This window comes from Variovorax ginsengisoli (genome assembly GCF_030486595.1).
GTDB lineage: Bacteria > Pseudomonadota > Gammaproteobacteria > Burkholderiales > Burkholderiaceae_C > Variovorax > Variovorax ginsengisoli_B.
This window is the reverse complement of sequence record NZ_JAUJZH010000022.1, coordinates 105,591-131,345: the sequence shown is the minus strand read 5'-3', so window position 1 is coordinate 131,345 and position 25,755 is coordinate 105,591. Positions and strand designations below refer to the sequence as shown.

The following is a 25,755-nucleotide window of genomic DNA, read 5'->3' as shown; positions in this document are numbered from 1 at the left end:
CGCCGCCGTCTTCCTGCCAGTTGCCGGATCAGAGGGGTTGTTTCCCTTCTGATCTGCGCTTTGCTTCCTGGCGCTACCGCCAACAATCCAGGCAAGCGGGCGCCTCCCACGGCGTTCTCGAAAACTCCTTTCTCATCGATGAACGCATCTCCTTCATCTCAGCAACTTGCCGGTCCGAGCGACAGCGACATGCCCGTGGTCGACGCCTTGGTTCACGCGCTGGACGAATCGCTGCGAATGGCCACGAACTTCCACCGGAGCGGCCAGCTGGAGCACGCCGAGACGCTCTACCGCGGCATTCTGGACGCCCAGCCGCAACATGCCCAGGCGAACTACGGCCTGGGCCGGTTGGCGGTGCGCGCAGGGCGGGCGAGCGAGGCACTGCCGCATTTCGTGGCGGCGCTGAGGGCGCAACCGGACAACCCGAACTACCAGCTTGGCTGCATCGATGCCCTGATGCAGGCCGATCAACTCGACGCCGCACGAGACCTGCTGGAGTCCGCCCTGCAGGACGGCTTGCAGGGCGAACTCGCACAGGCACTGGCCAGGCAGCTGGAAGTCCGAACGCGAATCGCCCGCTCGATTCGCGATACCCAGGCGCCCGCCGGGGTGCCGCCGGCGCCGCGGGTCCAGGCCGCGCCGAGCGATTTCAGCCGCACGGCGCAGCCGAGTGCTCGGGAACTCGGCCAGCTGACGACCTGCTTCGCCCAGAAGCGCTATGAGAAGGTCAAGGCACTGGCTCGCTCGCTGACCCGGCGCTTCCCAAGGCACCCGGCAGCCTGGAAGGTGTTGGGCGTGGCGATCTGCGCCGAAGGAGACCCTCGCGGCGCGTTGCAGCCGTTCGAGACGGCGGCAAGGCTGCTGCCACAGGATGCCGAGGCGCAATTCAATCTGGGCCTGACCCTGGCCACCGTCGGACGCCAGGACGAGGCCGAGGCGACCCTCCGCCGGGTGCTGGAGATCGATCCGATGCACGTCAAGGCGCACTGCACCCTGGGTTGGATGCTGCAGGGGCAGGCCCGGTTGTTCGAGGCCGAGCTGCATTGCCGGCGCGCCTTGGAGATCGACCCCTCCTATGTCGAGGCCCACCTCGAGTTGGGCGGCGTACTCAAGAACATGCGGAGGCTGGCGGAGGCCGAGGCGCAATACCGCACGGCACTCGACATCCGTCCGGCCAACACGGTCGGGCACAACCAGCTTGGCCTGCTGCTGCTGGAGCAGGACCGGTCGGCAGAGGCTGAAGCCGCGTTCCGGCGCGGCGTGGCGGCGAACCCGGCGTTGGGCTACCTTTTTGCCAACCTCGGCACCTCGCTCAGTGCCCAAGGCCGGCAATCCGAGGCCGAAGCCTGTTTCCGCCGCGCCCTGCAAATCCAGCCGGACGAAGCCAATTCGCACAGCGCCCTGCTGTTCAGTCTGACCCATGGACAGGCGCTGGACGCAGACACCGTGTTCGCCGAGCACCGCCGGTTCGGCGAGCGCTTCGAAACGCCGCTGCGGGCCTCGTGGAGGCCGCATGACAGGTCGCGCGAACCCGAGCGGGCGCTGCAGATCGGTTTCGTCTCAGGCGACCTGTACAACCATGCCGTCGCTTCATTTCTCGAGCCGGTGCTCGAGCATCTGGCGGCCGCACCCGCCCTGGTGCTGCACGCCTATTCGACCCGGCGCGCCGCGGAAGACCACGTCAGCCAACGCCTGCGCGGCCAGCTGAAGCACTGGCACACGGTCGGCGGGGTGGGCGATGTCGAACTGGCGGAGAAGATCCGCGCCGACGGCATCGACATCCTGATCGACCTCTCGGGCCACACCGCCGACAACCGCCTGCCGGTCTTCGCGCGCCGGCCGGCGCCGGTGCAGGTCACCTGGATGGGCTACCCCGGGACGACCGGCCTCGAAAGCATGGACTACTACCTGGCCGATCGCTTCATACTGCCGCCCGGACGCTTCGATGGCCAGTTCACGGAGAAGCTCGCGTACCTGCCGGCGAACGCCCCCTTCCGGCCGTCGGCCGAGGCGCCGCCGGTCAACGATCTGCCGGCACTCCGCGCGGGGCACCTGACCTTCGGCAGCTTCAACCGGCTGCACAAGATCAGCCGGGAAGTCGTCGCCCTGTGGTCGCGACTGCTGCGCGCCGTGCCCACCTCGCGCATGCTGCTGGCCGGCTTGCCGCGCCATGGGGAGTACGAGGCGCTGATCGGCTGGTTCGACGGCGAAGGCATCGAGCGCAGTCGACTGGACTTTCATCAGCGCGGCGCCATGCCGCACTACCTGGGGCTGCACCACCGGGTCGATGTCTGCCTGGACACCTTCCCCTACAACGGGGCGACCACTTCCTTGCATGCGTTGTGGATGGGCGTGCCCACGCTGACGCTCGCCGGCACCACGATGGCCGGCCGCGCCGGCGTCAGCGTGCTCGGGCATGTCGGTCTGGATGAATTCGTGGTGCAGGATGCCTCGGCATTCGAGGCGCAGGGCGCGTCGTTGGCGCAGCGCCTGCCCGAGCTGGCGCAACTGCGCGCCAGCCTGCGCGGTCGCCTTGCAGGCTCGGCCATCGGCCAGCCGCCGCTGATCGCAGCCGCACTGGAACGTGCCCTGCGCACGATGTGGCGGCGCTGGTGCGCGGGCCTGCCTGCTGCGTCCTTCGACGCCAGTCGCGACCCGGGAGGTTGCGCATGACCGCATCGCGCACGGATCCGATCTACGTGACGCAGCCCTACCTGCCGCCGCTGGACGAATTCATCCCCTATCTGGAAGAGATCTGGGCCAGCAAGACGCTGACCAACGGCGGTCCATTCCATCAACAGCTCGAGCAGGCCCTTTGCGACTACCTGGGGGTCAAGCATCTGGCCCTGTTCACCAACGGCACCATCGCGCTGGTCACGGCGTTGCAGGCCCTGCGCATCACGGGCGAGGTCATCACCACGCCGTACTCGTTCGTGGCGACGTCGCACTCGCTGCTCTGGAACGGCATCAAGCCGGTATTCGCGGACGTCGACCCGCTGACGCTCAACCTCGATCCGGCCAGGATCGAAGCGGCCATCACCCCGCAGACGACCGCGATCATGCCGGTGCACGTGTACGGACATCCCTGCGACGTCGAGGCCATCCAGACCATCGCCGACAACTACAACCTCAAGGTCATCTACGACGCGGCACATGCCTTCGGCGTCGAGGACGCGGGCGGCAGCATCCTCAGGCACGGTGATCTCTCGGTGCTGAGCTTTCATGCGACCAAGGTCTTCAACACTTTCGAAGGCGGCGCGATCGTCTGCCCCGACGCCAAGACCAAGCTGCGCATCGACCAGTTGAAGAACTTCGGCCATGTGGGAGAGGTCACGGTGGTCGCGTCCGGGATCAACGGCAAGATGAGCGAGGTCAATGCCGCGTTCGGGCTGCTGCAGCTCAAGCACGTCGACCAGGCGCTTGCGCGCCGCGAAGAGATCGATGCGCGCTATCGCGAACTGCTCAAGGGCACGCGAGGAATCCGCTGCCCGGAGGATGGCGGCGAACGGGTGGCCAATCACGCCTACTTTCCGATCCTGGTCGGCCCCGAGTACCCGCTGAGCCGCGATGCCCTCTACCAGAAGCTGCGCGACCACCACATACACGCCCGCCGGTATTTCTACCCGCTGATCTCGGACTTCCCGATGTACAGGAACCTGCCCTCGGCGCATCGCGACAACCTGCCGGTCGCGTCCGCCGCCGCCCAGCAGGTGCTCTGCCTGCCGATCTATCCCGCCTTGCAGGATGCGCAGGTGGAAGAGATCGCCGGGCTGATCGGGGCCTGGGCCGCGACGCGGGCGAGCGCGAAGGCGATGGCAGAGGCCTTCGCCTGAACCGGCCAGCATGCAAGCGCGGGCCTCACGCCACATGCCAGCCGAACGCCGGTTGGCGGTCATGCAACCCTATTTCCTTCCGTATCTCGGTTACTTCCAGCTGATGTCCAAAGTCGACGCGTTCGTCCTTTACGACGATGTCAACTTCATCAATCGCGGCTGGATCAACCGGAACCGGATCGACATCGACGGCGCGGCGCACATGTTGACCGTGCCGCTGCGCCAGGCCAGCCAGAACCGGCGTATCTGCGACATCGCCCTCGGCAACGACACGGCCTGGCGCGGCCGGATCGTCAAGTCGATCCGGCAGGCGTATGCCCGCGCATCGCAATTCGAGCGGGTCTTTCCGCTCATTGAACGCGTCGTTCAGCACCCGGCGGAAAACCTTGCCGACTACCTGCTGCACAGCCTGAACTGCCTGCGCGATCACCTCGGGCTGAAAACAGAAATCATCGCGACGTCGCGGCAGTATGGAAACGCCGATCTGAGAGCACAGGCCAGGATCATCGACATCTGTCTGCGTGAAAAAGCCGACCTGTACGTCAACTCGATCGGCGGCATCGAACTCTACGACCGCGCACGCTTCGAAGAGAACGGGTTGAGGCTGGAGTTCCTGACGCCATCGCTGCAACCTCACGCACACGGAGGTGCGGGGTTCATGCCAGGACTGTCGATGGTCGACGTGCTGATGCACAACGACGCGGCTTCCATCGACGCGCAGCTTCAGGGCGGAGTTCTGTCGTGAGTGGTCAATACCAGGCGATCATCCGCCACTATGAAGACTGCCTGGCGCAGTTCGGCGACTCCCACCGCGGGGTCGACTGGCCGAACGCAGCGGATGCGGCGAAGCGCTACCGGGTCATGCTCGACCTGATCAGGCCATCGACCACCGAGAAGACGCTGCTCGATCTGGGCTGCGGCGCGTCGCACCTCTATGCGTACATGCTCGATCACGATGTGGAGGGCTTGCGGTATGCAGGACTGGATGCATCGTCCGCATTCTGCGCACTGTCCCGGAAGAAGTATCCCCAGAACGAGTATCTATGCCTGGACGTGCTCGCGGACCCAACTCGACTGCGCGAATTCGACTACGTCGTCATGAACGGCGTATTCACCGAAAAGCGTGAGATGTCTTTCAGCGACATGTTCGACTATCTGCAGCGCATGCTTGCGGTGGTGTTCGAGAAGACGCGCTGCGGGATGGCGTTCAACGTGATGTCCAAGCAGGTCGACTGGGAACGCGATGACCTGTTCCATGTGTCGCTCGACCAGCTCACCGATTTCATCGCGAAGAAGCTCTCGCGGCACTACATCGTCCGAAACGACTATGGGTTGTACGAGTACACCGTGTATGTCTACAAGGAGCACAACGGATGGCCAACGTCGTAATTTTCGGCATGCAGGACTATGCCGAGCTTGCACACTTCTATCTCGAGAACGATTCCGAACATCGGGTTGCTGCCTTTTGCGTGAACCGCGCCTACTTGCCGGAGGGAGGGTGGTTCAAAGGCGTGCCGGTGGTCGCTTTCGAGGACGTCGAGCACACGCATCCGCCGGCGGACTTCAGCTTCTTTGCGCCGATGTCGCCGAAGCACATGAATCGCGATCGCGAGCGCGTCTTCGTCGACATCAAGACGAAGGGCTACCGCATGGTCAGCTACCTCAGCTCCAGGGCGACGTCGTTCAACAACGAGATTGGAGAGAACTGCTTCATTCTCGAAGACAACACGCTGCAGCCGTTCACGCGGATCGGGAACAACGTCGTCCTGTGGAGCGGCAACCACATCGGACACCATGGGCGGATTCAGGATCACGTGACGATCACTTCGCACGTCGTCATGTCCGGCCATTGCGACATCGGCGCCTACAGCTTCCTCGGCGTCAATGCGACCTTGCGGGATGGCATCTGCATCGGCGAGGGAACATTCGTCGCGATGGCCGCCGCAGTGATGAAGAACACCGAGCCATGGTCGGTCTACAAAGGCAATCCGGCCACGAAGCTCGAGATGCCCAGCACCAGGCTGAAGTTCTAGGAAGCACGATGGCAGCCATTCGATGGGAGAAGCGTGGGCTCGTCTATGCGGTCGACGACCGCCTGCCGTGGGCGAAGTCGCATGCGCAGATCCCGACGGTCGCGGGCGTGAAGGACAATGCGCTGGGGATCATGTTCAGCAGCCGTGATGCGCACAATCGCAGTTGGATCGCCCGACTCGACGTGTGCAGCCAAGACCCGTCGCACATCCTGCGGGTCGAATCGCAACCGGTGCTCCAGTTCGGCGCCACCGGCACATTCGATGATTGCGGAATGATGCCGTCGTCGGTCGTAGAGCACGATGGCGTCCACTATCTTTACTACATCGGCTGGAACGTGCGCAACACGGTGCCGTATCACAACTCGGTCGGACTTGCCGTCAGCGAGGACGGCGGCACCCGCTACCGGCGGCTGTTCGAAGGCCCGGTCATGGACCGCAGCGCCGAAGAGCCGTACTTTTGCGCAACGACCTGCGTGCGCATCGAGAACGGCATCTGGCGCAACTGGTATCTGTCGTGCACCGGCTGGGATCTGGTCAACGGCGTCGCCGAGCCGCGCTATCACCTCAAGTATGCGGAGTCGCGCGATGGCATCCACTGGGAGCGCCGAGGCCGGATCGCCATCGACTACGCGGACCGGGCCGAAGGCGGCATCGTCCGGGCGTCGGTGTGGAAGGACGGCGACAGATGGCGGATGTGGTACTCGTATCGAAAGCAGGGCGGGTATCGGGAAGATGCCGCAGCCAGCTATCGGATCGGGTACGCCGAGTCGTCGGACGGCATCGCGTGGTCCAGGATGGACAGCGAGGCGGGGATCGACGTTGCCGCGGAAGGCTGGGATTCGTTCATGGTCGCGTACCCGGAGGTGGTGACCGTCGGGAACCGGTTGTTGATGTTCTACAACGGCAACGGATTCGGCGCCAGCGGCTTCGGGTACGCCGAAGGCTTTCGAGAAGAATAGATGGAGTGCGCCATGGAAATCATCGCCGGAGACTTTCGCAGGCTCGGCTTTGCGATCGTCTCGACACCGGGTTCACGCGAATGGATGGACACGCTGCGGGCCCGATTCGAAAGGCGAGCGGCGACCCGCTTCACCGAAGATCCCGTTCGCAACCGGAACATCATCAAGCTGCTTGCCGAAGACCTCGAAATCAAGCGTTTCTTTTGCTCGCCGGCCATGGTCGGAGCCTTGAAGCTCGGCGTGGGCCTGGCCGAGCCGGTCCAGACCGGGCCGATCGTCACGCACTACACGGCAAGCAATGCGACCGGCAATGGCTACGGACTTCCCTATCACCAGGATTGGCCAAGCATGGGCACGTCCTCGAACGGCGTGATTGCCTGGACCTCGATCACCGATATCGGCGAGGACGGGCCGGGACTGCGCATCGTGCCCGGCAGTCACCAGCGCGGTCTGTGGCCCGGAGCGCAGACCGCCGCGGGATACGTGTTGCATGAACAGGAAATCGCCGGCTGCCTGGATGTGCAGATCGAGGCTGGCCACATTCTCTTGATGTCACCATTTCTGGTCCACAAGACCCGGACGTCGACCTCGACGGACTGGAAACTGTCACTTTCATGCCGTTTCGACGACATCGAATGCCCGCAATGGGACCGGCGGAATTTCGTCAGCGCCTACCGGACCGCCGTCGACCGCGACATCTATCTGACGGGCCTCGAAATTGCCGTTCCCCCACAACCCCCATGCAACGAAACCGCTCTCACATGAACCAGGTCGCACAAGCGCATCTCGAAGCGCTCGCCAACGAAGGCTACAGCGTGATCCGCGGCGGCATCCCGCCCGGGGAAGTCGACATGCTGCTGGCCAGCATGCGGGATCTGAATGCCAACCGCCCCCAGGCCGGCGATGACGATCAACCGTTCCTGAACCGGGGCCACGACACGCTCTACAACCTGCAGCGCGAGGATGTCGGGTTCTTCCGCGCGTTCACCGGCAAGCCGCTGCTGATGCGAATCCTCAGCGGCCTGCTCAACGATGCCTGGTACAGGCAGATTCCGGCGGATCAGCCGAACTTCATCCTGCGCGCGCTTGCCGGCCGCAGCAGCGGCGCGAAGCCGATGCCGCTGCATATCGATTCGTTCGTTCCGAGCAGCGGCAAGCACTGCATCGCCTGCCAGGTGGCGATCGTCCTCGAAGACCAGACGCAGCAGCGCGGCTGCACGGTGCTCGTGCCCGGGTCGCACCTGTCCGACCGCTACGCGGACCAGTCCGCGATGTCCGACGCGATACCGGTGGAGACGCGGGCCGGAGACATCGTGATCTGGGACAGTCGCATCTGGGACGGTGCGCTGGGAAACTCGACGGGCGCGAGTCGCTGGTCCCTGATCGCGACCTTCGTCCGCTGGTGGATGAAGCAGAACTTCGACATCACGGGGACTTTGCCGGAACCCATCTACGAAGTGCTGACCGACGACGAGAAGGCCGTTCTCGGCTACTGCTCGCTGCCGCCCCGCGACGAGCTGGAGCGCAGCGACATGAAAACCGGACATGACCAGCTCGAACCCACTGTCGCGGCGTATCGCAGCAGGGCTGTCGAAATCGACTTGCCTTCGGACATGCGCGGCCCCCGCACCTCGGTCGTCCGGCAACACCAAGAATCACCCTCCCGATGCCTCAACCCATGAAAACCTGGAAACCAGTTCCTCTCGAAAGTCTCGTCGCCCAGGATGTCCTCGCGCGTGCCGAGGCTTTCGATCCAGACGACTACTGCTACGAATCCGAAGTGCGCGGCCTGAGACTTCGCTGGCTTGCGCTCAGCAAGCGACTGCTATGGATGGCGGCCGGGATCGAGTACATCGAGCCCGAACTGCTGGACTGGATCGACCGGATTCCCGCGTCGTCGGTCTACTACGATTTCGGCGCCAGCAATGGCGTCTTCGCGCTCTATGCGGCGAAACGCAAGCTCAGGGTGGTCGCCATCGAGCCGGATCCGTCCAACTACTTCCTGCTGTCGTGGAACGCCTTTCTCAATCGGGGCGTCGAGGTCGACATTTCGGCATTCAACGTCGCGGTGTCGGATCGGTTCTCGGCCGACAAGCTCTACATTCACAAGATGGACCTCGGGAGTCACGAGAAGATCGTCGGCGCGCCCGTTGCGGTATTCGGTGACACCTTCGCGCCGCAGCACGTCCACGCGATCCAGCTCGTGCATTTCGACAGGTGGATCGAGCAGATGGGTCTGCCGAGGCCCGAGTACGTCAAGATCGACGTCGACGGGCACGAGATGGCCGCGATCAGGGGCGCCATGGAATCGCTGCGCGGCTGCAAGGAGGTCTTCATCGAGATCGACGATGCGAAGCTCGACGAGATTGCCGGCACGTTGCGTCAACTCGGCTTCGCCATGATCGAGAAGCACCAGGTCCAGAAGTACGAGGGACTCTGGAACTGCATCTTCGCCCGCTGAGTCGTCGCGGCGGAAAGTCCGCCTCGGCCGTCACCGGGGGCCGAGGGCTTCAGGGATGCAGCATCCGGGCCACCCGGACCATCGCTTCCAGCCCTTGCGCGAATCGGGGCTCCAGGAACACCGCGAGGTGCGGCGTAAGAAGCTGCAGCATCCCGATCCCGGCCAGCAGCGTCAGCGGGAAGCCGACGGCAAAGATGCTGAACTGGGGCGATGCGCGGTTCAGGATGCCCATCGCCAGGTTCAGGATCAGCAGGGCGGTCACCAGCGGCAGCGAGAGCATCATGCCGCTGGCGAAGATCTGGCTCGCGCCCGAGACCAGGAACATCCAGCCCTGCGCGGCCAGCGGCGCATCGGTGATCGGCAGGGCCTGGAAGCTCTCGGCCAGCGCGGCGATGATCAGCAGGTGGCCGTCGACCGCGATGAAGATCAGCATCGCCAGCATGTTCAGCAGCCGCGCCACCACCATCGTGGCGCCGCCGTTCATGGGATCGAAGAAGGAGGCGAATGACAGGCCCATCTGCAGGCCGATGTACTCGCCCGCGGCCAGCACGGCGGTGAACACCATGCGCATCGTGAAGCCCATGGCGACGCCGACCAGCACCTGCTGGAGGATGATCCAGACGCCGCCGGCGGAGACCACCGGCACGTCGGGCATCGGGCCCAGAGTCGGCGCCAGCACCAGCGCGAGCATCGCCGCGATCGCCGCCTTGACCCGGCGCGCCACCCACGTTTCGCCGAAGATCGGCGCCGTGCTGACCAGCGCCAGCATCCGCACGAACGGCCACAGGAAACCCACCAGCCAGGCGGTGAGCTGCGCCGACGTGACTTCGAAGACGGGTGGCATCAGGCTGCCGCCGGGCCGCCCCCTCGGGGGGCGGCGACACACGAAGTGAGGAGCGTGGGGGCCACGTTCAGCCGATCAGTTGGGGGATGCTCATGAACAAGGCGCGGATGTAGTCCAGCATCTGGCCGAGCATCCAGGGGCCGGCGATGACCATGGTCGCGAACACTGCCAGCAGCTTCGGGATGAAGGACAGCGTGGCTTCGTTGATCTGGGTCGCCGCCTGGAAGATGCTGATGACGAGGCCGACGACCAGCGCCACCAGCAGCAGCGGTGCGCCGAGCGCGAGCGACACCATGATCGCCTGGTTGCCCATCGACATGATGGTTTCGGGGGTCATGACGGTCCTTCAGGTGTAGAAGCTCTGCGCCAGCGCGCCGATCAGAAGTTGCCAGCCATCGGCCAGCACGAAAAGCATCAGCTTGAAGGGCAGGGCGATGCTGGCCGGCGGCACCATCATCATGCCCATCGACATCAGCACGCTCGCCACCACCAGGTCGATGATCAGGAACGGAATGAAGATGGTGAAGCCGATCTGGAAGGCGGTCTTCAGTTCGCTGATCACGAAGGAGGGCAGCAGGATGCGCAGCGGCACTTCCTCGGGGCCCTGCATGTCTGGCACCTTGGCCAGCTTCGCGAACAGCGCCAGGTCGTTCTCGCGGGTCTGGCGAAGCATGAAGGCCTTGAAGGGCTCGATGCCGCGTTCCAGGGCCTTGTCGGTGCTGATCTTGTTCTCGGAAAAGGGCTTGTAGGCCTCGGTGTAGACCTTGTCGAAGACCGGCGACATGACGAAGAAGGTCAGGAACAGCGACAGCCCGACCAGGATCTGGTTCGGCGGCGACGACTGGGTGCCGATCGCGGTGCGCAGCAGGCCCAGCACGATCAGGATCCGCGTGAAGCTGGTCATGCACAGCAGCAGGGCCGGCAGGAAGGACAGCGAGGTCAGCAGCACCAGCGTCTGGACGCTGAGCGACCAGGTCTGGCTTCCGCCGGGGCCGGGCGTGCTGATCAGCCCCGGCAGGCCCTGGGTCCAGGCGGCCATCGGCAGCGCAGCCGCGAGCAGCACCAGGCCGGCCTGCAGGCCGCGGCGAAGAGGCTTGCTCACCATGACGCGGGACGGGCCTTGCCGGTCAGCGATTCACGCAGCTTCTGCGCGAACAGGTCGACCGGGTTGCGGGCCATCGAAACCGGTTCGGCGGCGACGCTGGCCACCGCCTGCGCGGGCAGCGAATGCAGGGTGTTGACCTGGCTCGCCGTGACGCCCAGCACCAGCCAGGTGCCCGCGACCTCGACCACCACCACGCGTTCGCGCTGGCCGACGCTGGCGCTGGACACGACCTTGACCACCTGGCCGCCGCCGCCGAAGCGCTGCAGCCCGAAGCGGCGCGCCAGCCAGGCGCACCCGAAGATCAGGCCGAGCACCACCAGCATGCCGAGGCCGGCCTGCAGCAGGCCGGGGGCGCCGACTGCCGGCGCCATCTCGACCGCGTGCGAAGGCACCGTTGGAAGCGTCATGAGCGCGCCAGCTTCTGCATCCGCTCCGACGGCGTGATGATGTCGGTCAGCCGGATGCCGTATTTGTCGTTGACGACCACCACTTCGCCCTGGGCGATCAGGTAGCCGTTGATCAGCACGTCGAGCGGCTGGCCGGCCAGGCCGTCGAGCTCGACCACCGAGCCCTGCGACAGCTGCAGCAGGCTCTTGATGGTGATGCGCGTGCGGCCGATCTCGGCGGTCAGCTGCACCGGCACGTCCATCACGCGCGCGATGTCCACGGCGGAGACGCTGGCGGCGGCGGCCGGCTCCTGGATCTGCTGGAAGACCTGTGCCGCGGCGGGCGCCGGCACGGGTTCGGCTGCCGGTGGGGCGGGCGTGGCGGCGGTCTGCTCGGCCAGCGCGCTGGCCCAGTCGTCCGCGTCGCTGGCGGAGGAAATGTTGTCAGTCATGGTCGTTCTTCACATCGCTGTCTTGGTGGGAGATCATGTTTTGCACGCGCAGGGCGTAGCGGTCGTTCGAGGTGCCGAAGCCGCACTCCATCACCGGCACGCCGTCGACCCGGGCGATGACGGAGGACGGCAGCTCGATCGGCAGCACGTCGCCGACCTGGAGCTTGAGCACCTCGCCGATGGTCGAGGACATCTTCACGAAGTCCGCGGTCAGCTCGACGTCGGCGGCCTGCATCTGCCGGGACATCTGCTTGACCCAGCGCTTGTCGATCTCGACCTCGTCCTGGATCGGATTCGACAGCAGGTCGCGGATCGGCTCGATCATCGAGTAGGGGATGCACACGTGCAGGAAGCCGCCGATGGGGCCGAACTCGATCTGCAGCGTGGTGTTGACCACCACCTCGTTGGGCGCCACGATGTTGGCCAGCTTGCCGTGCATCTCGGCGCGCACGTAGTCGAAATCGAGCGGGTAGACCGGCTGCCAGGCCTCGCCGTAGCACTGCAGCGAGAGGTCGAGCAGGCGCTTGATGATGCGCTGCTCGGTGCGCGTGAAGTCGCGCCCCTCGACCCGCACGTGGTAGCGGCCGTCGCTGCCGAAGAGGTTGTCGACCACCAGGAAGACCAGCTTCGGATCGAACACGAAGAGCGCGGTGCCCCGCAGCGGCTTCATGTGCATCATGTTGATGTTGGCCGGCACCGGCAGGTGGCGCACGAACTCGGCGTACTGCTGGATCTGCACCGGCCCGACCGAGATGTCGGGGCTGCGGCGCATGAAGTTCAGCAGCGCGCTGCGCAGGCCGCGCGCGAAGCGTTCGTTGATGACTTCCAGCGTGTGCATGCGGCTGCGCACGACCCGGTCGGGCGCGCCGAGGTCGTAGGCCGGCAGGCCGTCCGACGGCTTGGCCGGCTTGGAGGTCTGGTCGACGCTGCCGCCGGTGACGCCTTGCAGCAGGGCATCGACCTCGTCCTGCGAGAGGACTTGTTCATAGGCCATGGGTGACTCGCCTGCTGGGGGTCACTGCACCACGAAGGTGTTGAAGGCGACGCTGGTGATGCCCTGCTCGGGCAGATCGGCGTTGAGCGGCCGGTTCAGCTCGGTGCGGATCTCTTCGGCCAGCTTGGCCTTGTCGTCGGGCGAGACCAGCGAGTCGGCGGTCCGGTTCGACAGCAGCATCAAGGCCCGGCTGCGCAGCTCGGGCATGAACTCGGTGATCTGCGCCTTCGACGGTTCGCCGCGCACCTTGAGCGCCATGCCGACGTGCAGGAACTTGGCGCGGCCCTCACCCTGCACGTTGACGGTGAACGGTTCCAGTGCCACGAAGATCGGCTTCTCGGGCGCCGGCTTGGCGGCTTCGGCCTGGTGCGCCGCGGCCTTGGGGCCGAGCAGGACGTAGGCGACCGCGCCGGCGGCCAGCAGGCTGACCCCGATCAGGAGGCCGATCAGCAGCTTCGAGGAGCGAGGCGCGGCGGCGGTGGGAGCGTTGGGTGAGGTGGCCATGGTGAGGTTCGATTGACTTGTTCGGTCTATTCTTTGCGAATTGAAGGCTTGGCGAACGGTCGATCAGGGATGGAAAAGCGCGTCAGATCCGTTCATTGCCTTCTGATCAGTTGAGGACAGAGCAACAAACTGCTTCGCAGTTTGTTGGTCTGTCCCGCAAGGTCTCAGGAAGTCGAGGACAGAGCAAAAACTGCTTCGCAGTTTGTTGGTCTGTCCCGCAAGGTCTCAGGCAAACGTGTCCAGGCCGGCGTTCGCTGTCCGCGAGGCGCGGGCCAGGGCCACGGGCTGCGGCGCGGCCGAGGCGGCGTCGACGCCCTGTCCGGCACCGGGGTAGGCCGGCTGGCCGGACGACCGTCCCGGGTTCTGCTGGGCGAACCCGCCTTGCGGCGAGGGCTGGCGGCTCTCGGCGCCGACCGAGGTGTGGCCCAGGCTGATGCCCTGGTCGGCCAGGGTGGTGCGCAGCTGGGGCAGGGCGGCCTCGACCGCCTTGCGCACGCCTTCGTGCGCCGAGACGAACATCGCCTGGGCCTGGTTGTCGCCCATCGTCAGCGTGACCTTGAGCGGGCCGAGACCGGCCGGGTTGAGGTTGAGCTCGGCCACCTGGTGGCCGCTGGCGCTCATCCGGATCATCTGCTGGCCGATCGCGGGACCCCATTCGTGGCTGCCCACGGGCGGGGCGACCGACAGCACTGGCGTGGCCTTCGAGGTGGCAGCGGCACGGTCGGCCGCGGCCGGCAGCGCCGAGGCGACCGGTTGCAGCGTCGGCGCGCTCGATGCAGCGTCGGCATCGAGCGGTTCGGCGGCCTTGGGCTCGGCCGCGGCGGCGATCGAAGTCGCGGCGCCGGCGGTGGCCTGGCCCGCGGCGGTCCTGGGCGTGTCGGTGGGCGCCGCGGCGGCTGCCGTCGCGGCCTCGCCGGCGCCCGGCGTCGCGGCCTTGGCGCCAGCCACCGGCGGCACGAACGAGGAGGTCACCGGGGTGGTGGCCGGCGGCGCGGCAGCCTCCGCTGCCTCGGCGGCAGGCGGCGACAGGGCGGTCCGGGTGGCCGGATCGATCGTGCCGGCGGTTCTGGCCGCACGGCCGGTGGCCGGGGCATCGGCCTTCGCCTCCGGGTCGGCGGCGGCCGGGGCCAGCGCCGCCTCTTCCGCGCCTGCGGCCTGCGAGGCCGTGGCGGCGGCGTCGGCGGCGGTCAATGAGGCGGCCGACGCGTCCGTTGCGGCGCAGTCCGGCAGAACGCCGGCGAGGGCGGTGTCGGTGGCGGCGGACGTCGCATTGCCGGCGACCGGGCGGCCATCGGCCGGGGTGCCGACGATCGGTGCCGCGATCGGCGCGGCCAGCGGTGCCAGCATGGCCAGCACGTCGGCGGCGCTGAGTTCGCTCTTGCGCTCGCCGTCGCGGCCCGGCCGCCGCGTCGCGGTGGCCTCGGGTGTGGCATCGGCATCGGCCGCCGACCGGGTGCCGCCGGCGGCGCGCGAGCGGTCCAGCATGGCGCCGAAGCTGCGGCCGTCGGGTTCCTCGGCACCGCGGCCACGGGACCCGGCCTGCGAGGCTTGGGGGCTGGCGAATTTGACGGAGGGCGAAATGAGTGTGGGCATGGGCGAATCCGGTCGGGATTTCAAAGGGTCGGATGGGCGGCGCGGTCGAAGAACTTCCGGGCCGCGCGTTCGTCGCTGTCGCGCTGCTCGCGCTTGGCCTGCGCCAGCATTTCCTGGCGCCGCACGCGCTCCGCCAGGGTGTCGAAGGAGTTGAGGCGGCGCTTGTGGTGCTGCCAGTCGCTGCGGCCATGGTCCAGCCGGCTCTCGGCCTGGGCCACGATCGCGCGCTGCTGCTCGATGGCGCCGTCGAGGGTGCCGAGGAAGGCCTGGAAGTTGCGCCACTGCGCGGTCGGCAGGCCCTTGTTCATGAGCTGGTGCAGCTGGTCGTAGTAGTCCTGGCGGTACTGCAGCAGCAGTTCGAGCTTCTGGCCGGCCCCGAGCCGGGCGCCCTGCAAGGCGCCGAGGCGGCGCGCGGCGTCGTCGGTCTGGGTCCGTGCGAGATCGGTCAGCGTGTCGAGCGGGAGTTTCTGGGCCATCGGTGTCCTTCCTCAGGTGGGTTCGAACAGCTTCGTCATGCGCGCGATCGACGCCGGATAGTCGGTGGGCTCTTCCATCGACTGCTGCAGGAAGGCCTCGATGCGCGGGTACATCGCGATCGCCTGGTCCAGCTGCAGGTCGTGTCCGGGCGCGTAGGCGCCGACGCTGATCAGGTCGCGGTTGCGCTGGTAGCGCGACAGCATCTGCTTGAAGCGGCGCACTGTGTCGAACTGCGAGGGCGGGATCAGCGCCGTCATCGCGCGGCTGATCGAGGCCTCGATGTCGATCGCCGGGTAGTGCCCGGCTTCGGCCAGCGTGCGCGACAGCACCACGTGGCCGTCGAGGATGGCGCGGGCCGAGTCGGCGATCGGGTCCTGCTGGTCGTCGCCTTCCGAGAGCACCGTGTAGAAGGCGGTGATCGAGCCGCCGCGCCCGTCGGCATCCCGGGCACCGTTGCCGGCGCGCTCGACCAGCGCCGGCAGCTTCGCGAACACCGAGGGCGGATAGCCCTTGGTGGCCGGCGGCTCCCCGACCGCCAGCGCGATCTCGCGCTGCGCCATCGCATAGCGCGTGAGCGAGTCCATGATCAGCAGCACGTCCTTGCCGAGGTCGCGGAAGTACTCGGCCAGGCAGGTCGCGTAGGCGGCACCCTGCAGCCGCAGCAGCGGCGAGTTGTCGGCCGGCGCGGCGACCACCACCGCCCGCGCCAGGCCTTCCTCGCCGAGCGTGTTCTCGATGAAGTCCTTGACTTCGCGGCCGCGCTCGCCGATCAGGCCGACCACGATCACCTCGGCGCTGGTGTAGCGGGCCATCATGCCCAGCAGCACGCTCTTGCCGACGCCCGAGCCGGCGAACAGGCCCATGCGCTGGCCGCGGCCGACCGTGAGCATCGAGTTGATGGCGCGCACGCCGACGTCCAGCACCGAGTCGATCGGCGCCCGAGTGAGCGGATTGATCGGCGGCGACGACAGCGGCACCTTGCGGCTGATGTCGAGCGGACCCAGGCCGTCGAGCGGCCGGCCCACGGCATCGACCACGCGGCCGAGCATGCCCTCGCCGACCGGCAGCCGCTTGGTGTGGGCCTCGCCGGCCAGGCCCGAGCCGGGCGCGCCGCTGCGCGGAAACACCTTGGCCCCGGGCACCAGCCCGGCCACTTCGGTCTGCGGCATCAGGAACAGCCGGTCGCCCGCGAAGCCGACCACTTCGGCTTCGGCATGGCGTTGCGGATGGCCGGGCGGCAGTTCGATCAGGCAGTCGCTGCCAACCGGCAGCTGCAGGCCGACGGCCTCCAGCACCAGGCCGACGGCGCGCGTCAGGCGGCCCGAATGGGCCGTCATCGCGCACTGGCTGACGTCGCTGCGGGCCTGCGCGAGCGTGCTCAGCCAGGACTTCAGGTGGGGATTGGCGGCCGCGGGTGCGTCGTCTTGCAGAAGGGGTGACATCCTAGGTGCTCCATCGCGCAGTGCGCGGCCCGCGACCCACGAAACTGGCGCAGCCAAGTGCCAGGGATACCGCGGAACCGGCTTTGCCGGGCCGCTGGTATCGCCCCCCTTGAGGGGGGAGGCGCCGCAGGCGCTTCGGGGGGTGTTTCATTTCAGACGTCCTGGGCGTCGACGTCGCGGTGCAGGGCCGCGGTGACGCTTTTCCATCGGGTTTCGAGGCTGGCGTCCATCTCGCCGGTGGCCGATTGCACGCGGCAGCCGCCGCGGGTCATCGTCTCGTCGGGCCGGACCTGCCAGCCGGCGGCCTGCAGCTCGTTGCCCAGGCTGTTGCGCACCAGCGCCACGTCGTCCGGATGCAGCAGCAGGCGCGGCTCGCCCTGCAGCGCCGGTTCGGCGTGCAGCAGGTCCTGCACCATCGGCAGCACCCATTCGGGTTCGGCGCGCAGGGTGCGATGCACCACCTGGCGCGCGACGTCGAGCGCCAGCGTGAGCACCGCGTCGGCCAGCTCGCTGTCGGCGCGCCGCAGCGCGGCGGGCAGGCTGGCAGCCAGCGCCCGCAATTGCTCGGCATGCGCGCTGGCCGCGGCCAGGCCGGCCGCCAGCCCTTCGGTGCGGCCTTGCGCGTAGCCTTCGGCATGGCCCTTGGCGTGGCCTTCGCGCCGGCCTTCGGCGTCGCCGGCGCTGCGCGCCTCGCGGCGCAGGCTCACCAGCTCGGCGGCATGCAGCAGCGCTACCGACGGCGGCGCTTCGACGGCCGGCGGGACGGTGCCGCGGCCGGCGGGGCCCGGGGCGGGGCGCGGGGCCGGGTCGTCCAGCGTGTCCATCTCCCAGCGCTGCCAGGCGGACAGCACCGGCTTGGCCGGCTTCGCGCTCGCGGTGCTGCGCACCGGCGGCGCGTAGGCGGTGGCCATGCGTGCCCGTGTGCCGAAGGGCGACAGGGCCGCGGTGGAGGGGTACTTAGACGAAGTCATCGGTGCCTGGCGCAGCAATCACGATTTCGCCGGCTTCCGCGAGGCGGCGCGCGACCTGCAGGATCGCCTTCTGTTCGGTCTCGACCTGCGAGACGCGCACCGGTCCGCTGAGCTCCATGTCCTCGCGCAGCGTCTCGGCGGCGCGCTGCGACATGTTGGCCAGGAACTTGTCGCGCAGCTCCTGCGGCGCGCCCTTGAGCGCGATGATGAGCGAGTCGGACTCGATATCCTTGAGCAGGCGCTGGATGCTGCGGTCTTCCAGGCTCAGCAGGTTCTCGAACACGAACATCTCGTCGATGATCCGCTGCGCCAGCGCCTCGTCGTGCTCGCGCACATGGGCGATCGCTTCCTCTTCCTGGGTGCTGTTCATCAGGTTGACGATCTCGGCCGCGGTCCGCACCCCGCCCAGGCGGCTGCGCTTCAGGCCCTGGCCCGAGAGCATCTCGGTCAGCACGTCGGTCAGCTCGTGGAGCGCCGAAGGCTGCACGCCGCCGAAGGTGGCCACCCGCATGATGACGTCGTGGCGCAGGCGCGTCGGCAGCTTCTCGAGCACCTCCGAGGCCTTCATGCGGTCCAGGTGGATCAGTACGGTCGCCAGGATCTGCGGATGCTCGTCGCGGATCAGCTCGGCCACTTCGCTGGCCTCGAGCTGGTTCAGCCGCTCGATACCGCTGTGCGGCTCGTCGTTCTGCAGGATGTCTTCCAGCAGGTTGCTGGCGCGGTCGTCGCCGAGCGCCTTCTTGAGCACGGCGCGGATGTAGCTGCTCGAGCCCAGGTGCAGCGCCGACAGCTGCTCGGTCTCGTGGCGGAACTCGGACAGCACCGTGTTCAGCTCGTTCTTGGAGACCGAGGCGAGCTTCGCCATCGCGAGGCCGAGGGTCTGCACCTCGCTGGTGGCGAGGTGCGCCAGCGCCGCGGCGGCGCGGTCTTCACCGAGGGCCATCAACAGGATGGCGCTCTTGCGGGTTCCGGTTTCACTGATCATGGGTGTTCATCCAGTGCTGGATCAGCGTGGCGACCAGCTTGGGATCCTGCTCGGCGAGTTGATGGGCATAGTCGAGGTCGACCTTCTGACGCAGGGCCTCGCGCTGGCGCAGGGCCTCTTCGGCCGAGATCGCCGGTTCGTCGGACTCGGCCGGCGGGTCGCCGGCGGCTTCTCCGTCGGCGCCGGGTTCGACCATGGCCGGTGCCGGAGCGGGGGGCGGCGCGAGGTGCTTGCGCAGCAGGGGCCGCAGCACCGCGAACCAGGCGAACAGGGCCAGGAAGGCGAGCAGCAGGTACTGGCCGAGGGTCTTGCCGAGATCGAGGTTGTCGCGGTCGCGCCAGAACGGCACGGCGGCAGCGGTCGGTTCCTTGTTGTCGTCCGCGAAGGCGCTGTTCACCACGTTGAGCGAATCGCCGCGGTCCTGGCTGAAGCCCATCGCCTCGCGCGCCAGGTTGCGGATCTGCTCGATCTCGACCGGGGTCAGCGCCCGCGGGCTGCTCTTGCCGGCGCCGTCGGTCGCGTCCTTGTAGTTCACCACCACCGCCACCGACAGACGCTTGATGCCGCCGGCACCCTGCTGCACGTGGCGGATCGAGCGGTCGAGCTCGTAGTTGGTGGTGACGTCCTTGCGCGTGTTGCTCGGCCCGGTGGCCACCGAGGTGGTCGTGCTCGCCGCGTTCGCGCTGCCAGGCGCCGCCGCCGGGGCGCCGGGCGTTCCGGGCCGGGGGGCGGTGGTGATCGGCGCGCTCGGGGTGCCCGGCGGCTGGTTCGACAGCGCCCCGGGGACGCCGCCGGGCGGCGTGCCTCCCTGCTGGTTCGACTCGCTCGACTGCTGGCTGCGCATCGCGGCCTTGCCGGGCTCCTGGTTGGGCTTGTACTTCTCGTCGGTGTGCTCCATCACCGAGAAGTCGATGTCGGCCGCGACCTGGGCGCGCACGTTGTTGGCGCCGACGATCGGCTGCAGGATGGCCTCGATGCGGCGGATGTAGCCCTGCTCGATCTCCTGCACGTACTTGAGCTGGCTCACGTCCAGGCCGCGGGCGCTGCTGTTGGCCGCCGACAGCAGGTTGCCGCGCTGGTCGACCACCGTGACGCTCTTGGGGTCGAGTTCCGGCACGCTGCTGGAGATCATGTGGACGATGGCGCTGACCTGGCCCTCGTCGATGCTGCGGCCGCGCTGCAGGGTCAGCACCACCGAGGCCGAGGGCTTCTTCTGCTCGCGCACGAACAGCGAGGGCTTGGGAAGCGCCAGGTGGACCCGCGCCGACTCCACCGTGCCGACCGATTCGATCGAGCGCGCGAGCTCGCCTTCGAGCGCGCGCTGGTAGTTGACCTGCTCGGCGAACTGGCTGGTGCCGAACTTCTGGTTGTCCATCAGTTCGAAGCCGACGCCGCCGGCCTTGGGCAGGCCCTGGGCCGCGAGCTTTAGCCGGACCTCGGGCACCTTGTCGCCGGCGATCAGGATCGCGCCGCCGCCCTCGGCGAACTTGTAGGGCACGTTCATCTGCTGCAGCGACGCGATGATCGCGCCGCCGTCGCGGTCCGAGACGTTGGTGTAGAGCACCTTGTAGTCAGGGCCGCGGTTCATCAGCGTGAACGCGGCCACGGCGGTCACCAGCACAGCGGCGCCGATGACGATCGGCAGCTTGGGCTGGGCCCGCAGGCGCTCGAGCATCGGCGGCAGCGAGGAGGCTGCGGGCGCGGCGATCGCGGGAGCGGTCGCACTCATTGTCGGATCCCCGCCATGGCCGGTGCGCCGGGACGGTGCTTGGTCATGCAGAGAGAGAAGATTTGTTGTTCAGAGGTCATGCCGTAGGCCGTGAAGTCGTCAGCGGGCTTGTCGTTTCGCGGTTGATTGTGAGCAGCCGTAACAAATTCGATGGACCGAACAGCGGTGGGTTTAGCCGTCTGTTGGCAGCTTTTATCGGGGTCTTCCCTTGCTACGCTGAAAGGACGACGGAGCGCCTGGGCGCTTCTATAGCAACACCAAAGTAAACAAAGGAAAGCCATGTCGATCACCGCCATCGAATCCGTCCTGCAGCAGATGCGGGCCACCGCCGTGCAGGCCGGGTTCTCGCCCGCCGCCGCCGCGCCCACCGAGGGGGGCGGCTTCGCGGCCGAACTCAAGCGCTCGCTGGACAACATCAGCGGCGCGCAGACCAAGGCCTACGGCCAGGCCGAATCCTTCGAACTGGGCAAGCCGGGCATCGCCCTGAACGACGTCATGGTCGACCTGCAGAAGGCCAACGTCGCGTTCCAGACCGGGCTGCAGGTACGCAACCGTCTGGTGAGCGCATATCAAGAGGTCATGAACCTGCCGGCGTGAATGTGGCTCGCCGCGCTTGTTCTCCGGCGGCGCGCAGCGCACGCCCCCTCGTGGGCAGCCGCGGAACCGGCTTTGCCGGGCCGCTGGCTGCGCCCCCTGAAAGGGGGTGGGCGGCTACACGCAGTGAGCCAACCTGGGGGTTTTTCAGGTTCTACCCTAAATGTTTCAAAGGGTGTGCCGATAACTGAACCAACGGTGGCCTGAGTCTCACGGCGAGAGAAGGTCCAACGTTACGGCCAGAGGCCGGAAGTAGTCCACAACCTTTGTAAACAGGAGTCGAGCATGGCGCAAGTCATCAATACCAACAGTCTCTCGCTGCTCACGCAGAACAACCTCAACAAGTCGCAATCGTCGCTGAACACCGCGATCGAGCGTCTGTCGTCCGGCATGCGCATCAACAGCGCGAAGGACGACGCCGCCGGCCAGGCCATCGCGAACCGCTTCACGGCCAACATCAAGGGCCTGACGCAAGCATCGCGCAACGCCAACGACGGCATCTCGATCGCTCAAACGACCGAAGGCGCGCTGACCGAAGTGAACAACAACCTGCAGCGCGTTCGCGAACTGTCGGTGCAAGCCGCCACCGGCACGAACTCGCAGAGCGACCTGGACTCGATCCAGGGTGAAATCACGCAGCGCCTCGACGAAATCAACCGCGTCTCGGAGCAGACCCAGTTCAACGGCGTGAAGGTGCTCTCGGCCGACGCTGGCAAGCTGACCGTGCAAGTCGGTGCGAACGATGGCGAGACCATCGACATCGACCTGCAAGAGATCAGCGCGAAGACGCTCGGCCTCGACGGTTTCAACGTCAACGGCAAGGGTGCAGCCAACAAGACGGCCGTCGAATCGGACCTGCTGGTCGCCGGCTGGTCCAAGGGCGCCACGACCAACGGCAACACCGCCTACACCAAGGTGCCGAGCCAGGCTGCAACGGCCAACGACGTCCTGGGCAAGATGCAGGACGGGGGCACCGTGGCGGTCGGCACCGCCACCTACACCTACAGCGCCGCTAGCAAGAGCTACACGACCGTCGACACCGCCCGCAGCGGCGCTGCCCTGACCAGTTCGCTCACGCCTCCGGCCGGCCAATCCATTGCTGCCACCGTCACGCTCGGCGGCAAGTCGATGGATGTCAAGATCGACAGCAACGGTGCACTCACCGATGCGGCCGACGGTTCGGCGCTGTACCTGGACGCCAGCAAGAACCTGACGAAGACCGGTGCGGGCGCGGTTGTTGCCGCCACGGTGTCTTCGTTGACCACGACCGCCACCGGCATGGGCAACGGCGACACGATCAAGATCGGTGCCACGGGCGCAACCTTCACCGGGACTGCGACGGCCAATACCCTCAGCGTCGCCGGCGAGCCGATCTCGGCCGCTGCGGTGGCCGCCAAGGTCAATTCGGGTGTCGCATCCACGATCGACGTCGACGGCGCAGGCGCGACGGGCGCCTATGCGGTGGCCGTGACCACGGGCGCGGTGACGCAAGCTGCCGCTGCGCAGTTCGTCGACATCAGCGGCGCGCTGGTGACCAACGCTTCGCAAACCATCACGCTGCACAGCAATGGCATCGTGACGGACGCGAACGCGAACACCGTGTATGCCGACTCCGCTTCGCCGGGCAAGCTGACGACCAACGCCGTCAGCAACGCAACGTCGACGGCCGATCCGCTCAAGGCCATCGACGCCGCCCTGTCGAAGGTCGACAAGCTGCGCTCCTCGCTGGGTGCGGTGCAGAACCGTTTCGACTCGACGATCGCCAACCTCGGCACCACCATCACCAACCTGTCGTCGTCGCGCTCGCGCATCGAAGACGCGGACTACGCGGTGGAAGTGTCGAACATGACGCGCGCCCAGATCCTGCAGCAAGCCGGTACCTCGGTGCTGTCGCAGGCCAACCAGACCACGCAAGGCGTGCTGTCCCTCCTGCGTTGATCAACTGACGGATAACGAAAGGAATGCCAGGTCCCTCCCGCAAGGGAAGGTCTTGGCGGCGCCAGGCCTCGCGGCCTGCGCTGTGCTCTGCGGCCATGCGCGAAGGCAAGGCCGCAGAGCACAGCGAACCCCGCAACCAAGGTGGAGAAGATGTCGAACCCGCTTGCCCCGATTCCCGCGAAGGACAGCCCATGGACGCAACTGCTCGTCGGCCGCGCCGCGGGTGCTGCGGCCGCGGACGAGGCGGCGGAGCCGGTCGAGGAAGCGACGCCGCCGCAGGTCGAGACCGCGGTGCAGGCCGTCAACGCCTCGCTCGAATTGCGTTCGGTCAGCCTGCAGTTCGAAATCGACAAGGACACCGACAAGGTCATCGTCAAGGTGGTCGACCAGACCAACGGCGTGGTGATCCGCCAGATCCCGACCGAAGAAGTGGTTCGCATCGCGAAGGTCATGGGCAAGGCGCCCGGGATGCTGGTGAGCCAGCAGGCCTGAGCCGGGTCCTTTCTCTTCAAACGTAATTCAGGAAAGCAACAAGATGGCAACGATCACCAGCCTGGGCGTCGGCTCCAACCTCGATTTGGCCACCCTTCTCACCCAGCTGCAGACGGCGGAAAGCCAGCCGCTGGTGGCCCTCGAGGCGAAGGCGAAGAGCTACACCAGCAAGCTGTCGGCCTACGGCACGGTGCAAAGCGCGCTCGGCGTGCTGCAGTCCGCGGCCAAGAAGCTGTCGGACCCGGCGCTGTTCCAGACGGTCACCGGCACCCCGACCGTGAGCGGCATCCTGGCCGCCTCGTCCACCGATGCCAGCTCGGCCGGCAACTACAGCATCACGGTGTCGCAGCTGGCGCAGTCGCAGTCGGCGATCGCGGCGGGGCAGGCGAGCACCACGACCGCGATCGGCAACGGCAAGATCACGATGGACTTCGGCACCATCACCGGCGGCACGCTGGACCCGGCGACCGGCCAGTACAGTGGCGCCACCTTCGCCGCCGACGCCACGCGCGTCGCCAAGCCGATCACGATCGACGCCAGCAACAACACGCTGGCAGGCATCCGCGACGCGATCAACGGGGCCGATGCCGGTGTCACGGCCAGCATCGTCAACGACGGCAGCGGCACGCCCAATCGACTGGTGCTGGTGTCGACCCAAACCGGCGAGGCTTCGAGCATGCGGATCTCGGTGGACGGCGACGCGGCCTTGCAGAACCTGCTGGGCAACGACCCGGCCGGTACCCAGAACCTGAAGCAGACCGTGGCGGCGCAGAACGCCAAGCTCACGGTCAACGGGATCGCGATCACCAGCGCCAGCAACACGGTCAAGGAAGCGATCCAGGGCAGCACGCTGACGCTGGTGAACACCGGCACCACCGGCCTGTCGATGAAGGCCAACACCACTTCGGTGACCGGCGCGATCAACGATTTCGTCAAGGCCTACAACAGCCTGCAGAGCACGGCGACCACCTTGACCGCCTATGACGCCGACACCAAGACCGGTGCCGCGTTGATGGGCGATTCGACCCTGCGGAACCTGCAGACCCGCATCCGCCAGGCGCTCACGACGCCACAGGCCGGCGGCACCGACGACTTCAAGGTGCTGACCGAGATCGGCGTCAGCTTCCAGAAGGACGGCACGCTGGCGGTCGATTCGACCAAGCTCGACAAGGCGCTCGGCAGCAACCTGGAAGGGGTGTCGAAGCTCTTCGCCAGCGCCACCGGCAGCACATCGGGCTACGGCAAGCAGATCGACGCCCTGGTGACCGACCTCAACAGCACCGGCGGCTCGCTCAAGGTGGCCTCGGACGGCGTCACGCAAACGATCAAGCAGCTCGACAAGCAGTACGACGCGATGCAGACCCGGGTCGACGACACGGTGGATCGCTACCGCAAGCAATTCAACCAGCTCGACGTGCTGGTCAACAGCATGAACAGCACCTTGAGCTACCTGAAGCAGCAGTTCGATGCGATGACCGCCAGCACCGGCAAGTAGACGCCCTTCACGGAAAGCCGACGATGTACACACCGCACACCTTCAGGACCGGCGCCGGCGCGTATGCGCGCGTCGGCGTCGAAACCGGCGCCATGAGCGCCTCGCCGCACCAGCTGATCTGCATGCTGTTCGACGGCGCCAGGTCGACCATCGGCATGGCCCGCCACCACATGTCGACCGGCGACATCGGCCCCAAGGGCCAGGCGATCTCCAAGGCGGTCGACATCGTCGACAACGGCCTCCGGGCGGTACTCGACGCCAAGGCCGCGGGCCCCGAAGGCGAGGCCCTGGTGGCCAACCTGTCGGCGCTCTACGGCTACATCATCCAGCGGCTGCTCCAAGCCAACCTGCGCAACGACACGCAGGCGCTCGACGAAGCCGACACGCTGCTCGAAAGCATCGCATCGGCATGGCGCGAGATCGACACCGGCCCGGCGCACGCCTGACCGGCAACAAAAGAACAAAAGG

General features: G+C 67.0%; 28 protein-coding genes. 14 read left to right on the top strand and 14 right to left on the bottom strand.

The window, feature by feature from the left end:
* Window positions 1-189 precede the first annotated feature (189 nt).
* The 9 genes from QZH52_RS26500 to QZH52_RS26460 all read left to right on the top strand — a co-directional run bounded on the left by QZH52_RS26500 (window position 190) and on the right by QZH52_RS26460 (window position 9,286).
* Entirely contained in the window at window positions 190-2,673 is a 2,484-nt protein-coding gene (locus QZH52_RS26500; RefSeq protein WP_301813669.1) for a tetratricopeptide repeat protein, read from the top strand.
* On the top strand, window positions 2,670-3,833 hold the full coding sequence (locus tag QZH52_RS26495) for a DegT/DnrJ/EryC1/StrS family aminotransferase (RefSeq protein WP_301813668.1): 1,164 nt from the start codon (window positions 2,670-2,672) through the stop codon (window positions 3,831-3,833). The genes QZH52_RS26500 and QZH52_RS26495 overlap by 4 nt, the downstream gene beginning before the upstream one ends.
* A 61-nt stretch (window positions 3,834-3,894) precedes the next feature.
* Window positions 3,895-4,578, top strand: coding sequence for a WbqC family protein (locus tag QZH52_RS26490; RefSeq protein ID WP_301813667.1), 684 nt, complete (start codon window positions 3,895-3,897; stop codon window positions 4,576-4,578).
* The gene (locus tag QZH52_RS26485) at window positions 4,575-5,222 is read left to right on the top strand and encodes a class I SAM-dependent methyltransferase (RefSeq protein ID WP_301813666.1); all 648 of its coding nucleotides are present in this window, start codon (window positions 4,575-4,577) and stop codon (window positions 5,220-5,222) included. Before QZH52_RS26490 ends, QZH52_RS26485 begins: the two co-directional genes overlap by 4 nt.
* The gene (locus tag QZH52_RS26480; protein ID WP_301813665.1) at window positions 5,207-5,866 is read left to right on the top strand and encodes an acetyltransferase; all 660 of its coding nucleotides are present in this window, start codon (window positions 5,207-5,209) and stop codon (window positions 5,864-5,866) included. The genes QZH52_RS26485 and QZH52_RS26480 overlap by 16 nt, the downstream gene beginning before the upstream one ends.
* Before the next feature lie 8 nt (window positions 5,867-5,874).
* On the top strand, window positions 5,875-6,825 hold the full coding sequence (locus tag QZH52_RS26475) for a glycoside hydrolase family protein (RefSeq protein WP_301813664.1): 951 nt from the start codon (window positions 5,875-5,877) through the stop codon (window positions 6,823-6,825).
* 12 nt (window positions 6,826-6,837) lie between these two features.
* On the top strand, window positions 6,838-7,590 hold the full coding sequence (locus QZH52_RS26470) for a phytanoyl-CoA dioxygenase family protein (RefSeq protein ID WP_301813663.1): 753 nt from the start codon (window positions 6,838-6,840) through the stop codon (window positions 7,588-7,590).
* Window positions 7,587-8,507 carry a phytanoyl-CoA dioxygenase family protein gene (locus QZH52_RS26465; protein ID WP_301813662.1) on the top strand — a complete coding sequence of 307 codons (921 nt, stop codon included), beginning with the start codon at window positions 7,587-7,589 and terminating at the stop codon, window positions 8,505-8,507. The genes QZH52_RS26470 and QZH52_RS26465 overlap by 4 nt, the downstream gene beginning before the upstream one ends.
* Window positions 8,504-9,286, top strand: a complete 783-nt coding sequence (locus QZH52_RS26460; protein WP_301813661.1) for an FkbM family methyltransferase — start codon at window positions 8,504-8,506, stop codon at window positions 9,284-9,286. The genes QZH52_RS26465 and QZH52_RS26460 overlap by 4 nt, the downstream gene beginning before the upstream one ends.
* A gap of 49 nt (window positions 9,287-9,335) precedes the next feature.
* Here QZH52_RS26460 and fliR read toward each other — a convergent pair whose 3' ends face one another.
* The 14 genes from fliR to QZH52_RS26390 form a co-directional block, all read right to left on the bottom strand.
* Window positions 9,336-10,130: a flagellar biosynthetic protein FliR gene (gene fliR, locus QZH52_RS26455; protein ID WP_301813660.1), complete on the bottom strand. Its 795-nt coding sequence runs from the start codon at window positions 10,128-10,130 to the stop codon at window positions 9,336-9,338.
* A 67-nt stretch (window positions 10,131-10,197) separates the two neighbouring features.
* Window positions 10,198-10,467 carry a flagellar biosynthesis protein FliQ gene (fliQ, locus tag QZH52_RS26450; protein ID WP_301813659.1) on the bottom strand — a complete coding sequence of 90 codons (270 nt, stop codon included), beginning with the start codon at window positions 10,465-10,467 and terminating at the stop codon, window positions 10,198-10,200.
* 9 nt (window positions 10,468-10,476) lie between these two features.
* Complete coding sequence (gene fliP / locus QZH52_RS26445) at window positions 10,477-11,235, bottom strand: flagellar type III secretion system pore protein FliP (protein WP_495574035.1); 759 nt, start codon at window positions 11,233-11,235, stop codon at window positions 10,477-10,479.
* The gene (fliO, locus tag QZH52_RS26440) at window positions 11,229-11,642 is read right to left on the bottom strand and encodes a flagellar biosynthetic protein FliO (protein ID WP_301813658.1); all 414 of its coding nucleotides are present in this window, start codon (window positions 11,640-11,642) and stop codon (window positions 11,229-11,231) included. The genes fliP and fliO overlap by 7 nt, the downstream gene beginning before the upstream one ends.
* Complete coding sequence (fliN, locus tag QZH52_RS26435; RefSeq protein ID WP_286537849.1) at window positions 11,639-12,073, bottom strand: flagellar motor switch protein FliN; 435 nt, start codon at window positions 12,071-12,073, stop codon at window positions 11,639-11,641. Before fliN ends, fliO begins: the two co-directional genes overlap by 4 nt.
* Window positions 12,066-13,067, bottom strand: coding sequence for a flagellar motor switch protein FliM (gene fliM, locus QZH52_RS26430; protein ID WP_301813657.1), 1,002 nt, complete (start codon window positions 13,065-13,067; stop codon window positions 12,066-12,068). Before fliM ends, fliN begins: the two co-directional genes overlap by 8 nt.
* A 21-nt stretch (window positions 13,068-13,088) precedes the next feature.
* A complete protein-coding gene (locus QZH52_RS26425; RefSeq protein WP_301813656.1) occupies window positions 13,089-13,571 on the bottom strand; it encodes a flagellar basal body-associated FliL family protein in 483 nt (160 codons plus the stop codon).
* Between the two features lie 225 nt (window positions 13,572-13,796).
* Window positions 13,797-15,164 carry a flagellar hook-length control protein FliK gene (locus QZH52_RS26420; RefSeq protein WP_301813655.1) on the bottom strand — a complete coding sequence of 456 codons (1,368 nt, stop codon included), beginning with the start codon at window positions 15,162-15,164 and terminating at the stop codon, window positions 13,797-13,799.
* Between the two features lie 20 nt (window positions 15,165-15,184).
* Complete coding sequence (fliJ, locus tag QZH52_RS26415; RefSeq protein ID WP_301813654.1) at window positions 15,185-15,640, bottom strand: flagellar export protein FliJ; 456 nt, start codon at window positions 15,638-15,640, stop codon at window positions 15,185-15,187.
* 12 nt (window positions 15,641-15,652) lie between these two features.
* The gene (gene fliI, locus QZH52_RS26410; RefSeq protein ID WP_286526987.1) at window positions 15,653-17,083 is read right to left on the bottom strand and encodes a flagellar protein export ATPase FliI; all 1,431 of its coding nucleotides are present in this window, start codon (window positions 17,081-17,083) and stop codon (window positions 15,653-15,655) included.
* Between the two features lie 152 nt (window positions 17,084-17,235).
* Entirely contained in the window at window positions 17,236-18,054 is an 819-nt protein-coding gene (gene fliH, locus QZH52_RS26405; protein ID WP_301813653.1) for a flagellar assembly protein FliH, read from the bottom strand.
* Window positions 18,041-19,039, bottom strand: a complete 999-nt coding sequence (gene fliG, locus QZH52_RS26400; protein WP_286526989.1) for a flagellar motor switch protein FliG — start codon at window positions 19,037-19,039, stop codon at window positions 18,041-18,043. Before fliG ends, fliH begins: the two co-directional genes overlap by 14 nt.
* Window positions 19,029-20,768: a flagellar basal-body MS-ring/collar protein FliF gene (fliF, locus tag QZH52_RS26395; protein ID WP_301813652.1), complete on the bottom strand. Its 1,740-nt coding sequence runs from the start codon at window positions 20,766-20,768 to the stop codon at window positions 19,029-19,031. The genes fliG and fliF overlap by 11 nt, the downstream gene beginning before the upstream one ends.
* Window positions 20,765-21,064 (bottom strand): hypothetical protein, encoded by a 300-nt coding sequence (locus tag QZH52_RS26390; RefSeq protein WP_301813651.1) that lies wholly within the window; start codon window positions 21,062-21,064, stop codon window positions 20,765-20,767. Before QZH52_RS26390 ends, fliF begins: the two co-directional genes overlap by 4 nt.
* Here QZH52_RS26390 and fliE point away from each other — a divergent pair.
* The 5 genes from fliE (at window position 21,048) to fliS (ending at window position 25,733) form a co-directional block, all read left to right on the top strand.
* Window positions 21,048-21,365: a flagellar hook-basal body complex protein FliE gene (gene fliE / locus QZH52_RS26385; RefSeq protein ID WP_286537857.1), complete on the top strand. Its 318-nt coding sequence runs from the start codon at window positions 21,048-21,050 to the stop codon at window positions 21,363-21,365. The genes QZH52_RS26390 and fliE overlap by 17 nt on opposite strands.
* A gap of 282 nt (window positions 21,366-21,647) precedes the next feature.
* Window positions 21,648-23,300: a FliC/FljB family flagellin gene (locus QZH52_RS26380; RefSeq protein WP_301813650.1), complete on the top strand. Its 1,653-nt coding sequence runs from the start codon at window positions 21,648-21,650 to the stop codon at window positions 23,298-23,300.
* Between the two features lie 150 nt (window positions 23,301-23,450).
* Window positions 23,451-23,792, top strand: a complete 342-nt coding sequence (locus QZH52_RS26375; RefSeq protein ID WP_301813649.1) for a flagellar protein FlaG — start codon at window positions 23,451-23,453, stop codon at window positions 23,790-23,792.
* Between the two features lie 43 nt (window positions 23,793-23,835).
* On the top strand, window positions 23,836-25,287 hold the full coding sequence (fliD, locus tag QZH52_RS26370; protein WP_301813648.1) for a flagellar filament capping protein FliD: 1,452 nt from the start codon (window positions 23,836-23,838) through the stop codon (window positions 25,285-25,287).
* A 23-nt stretch (window positions 25,288-25,310) separates the two neighbouring features.
* Window positions 25,311-25,733, top strand: a complete 423-nt coding sequence (gene fliS, locus QZH52_RS26365) for a flagellar export chaperone FliS (RefSeq protein WP_301813647.1) — start codon at window positions 25,311-25,313, stop codon at window positions 25,731-25,733.
* Window positions 25,734-25,755 lie beyond the last annotated feature (22 nt).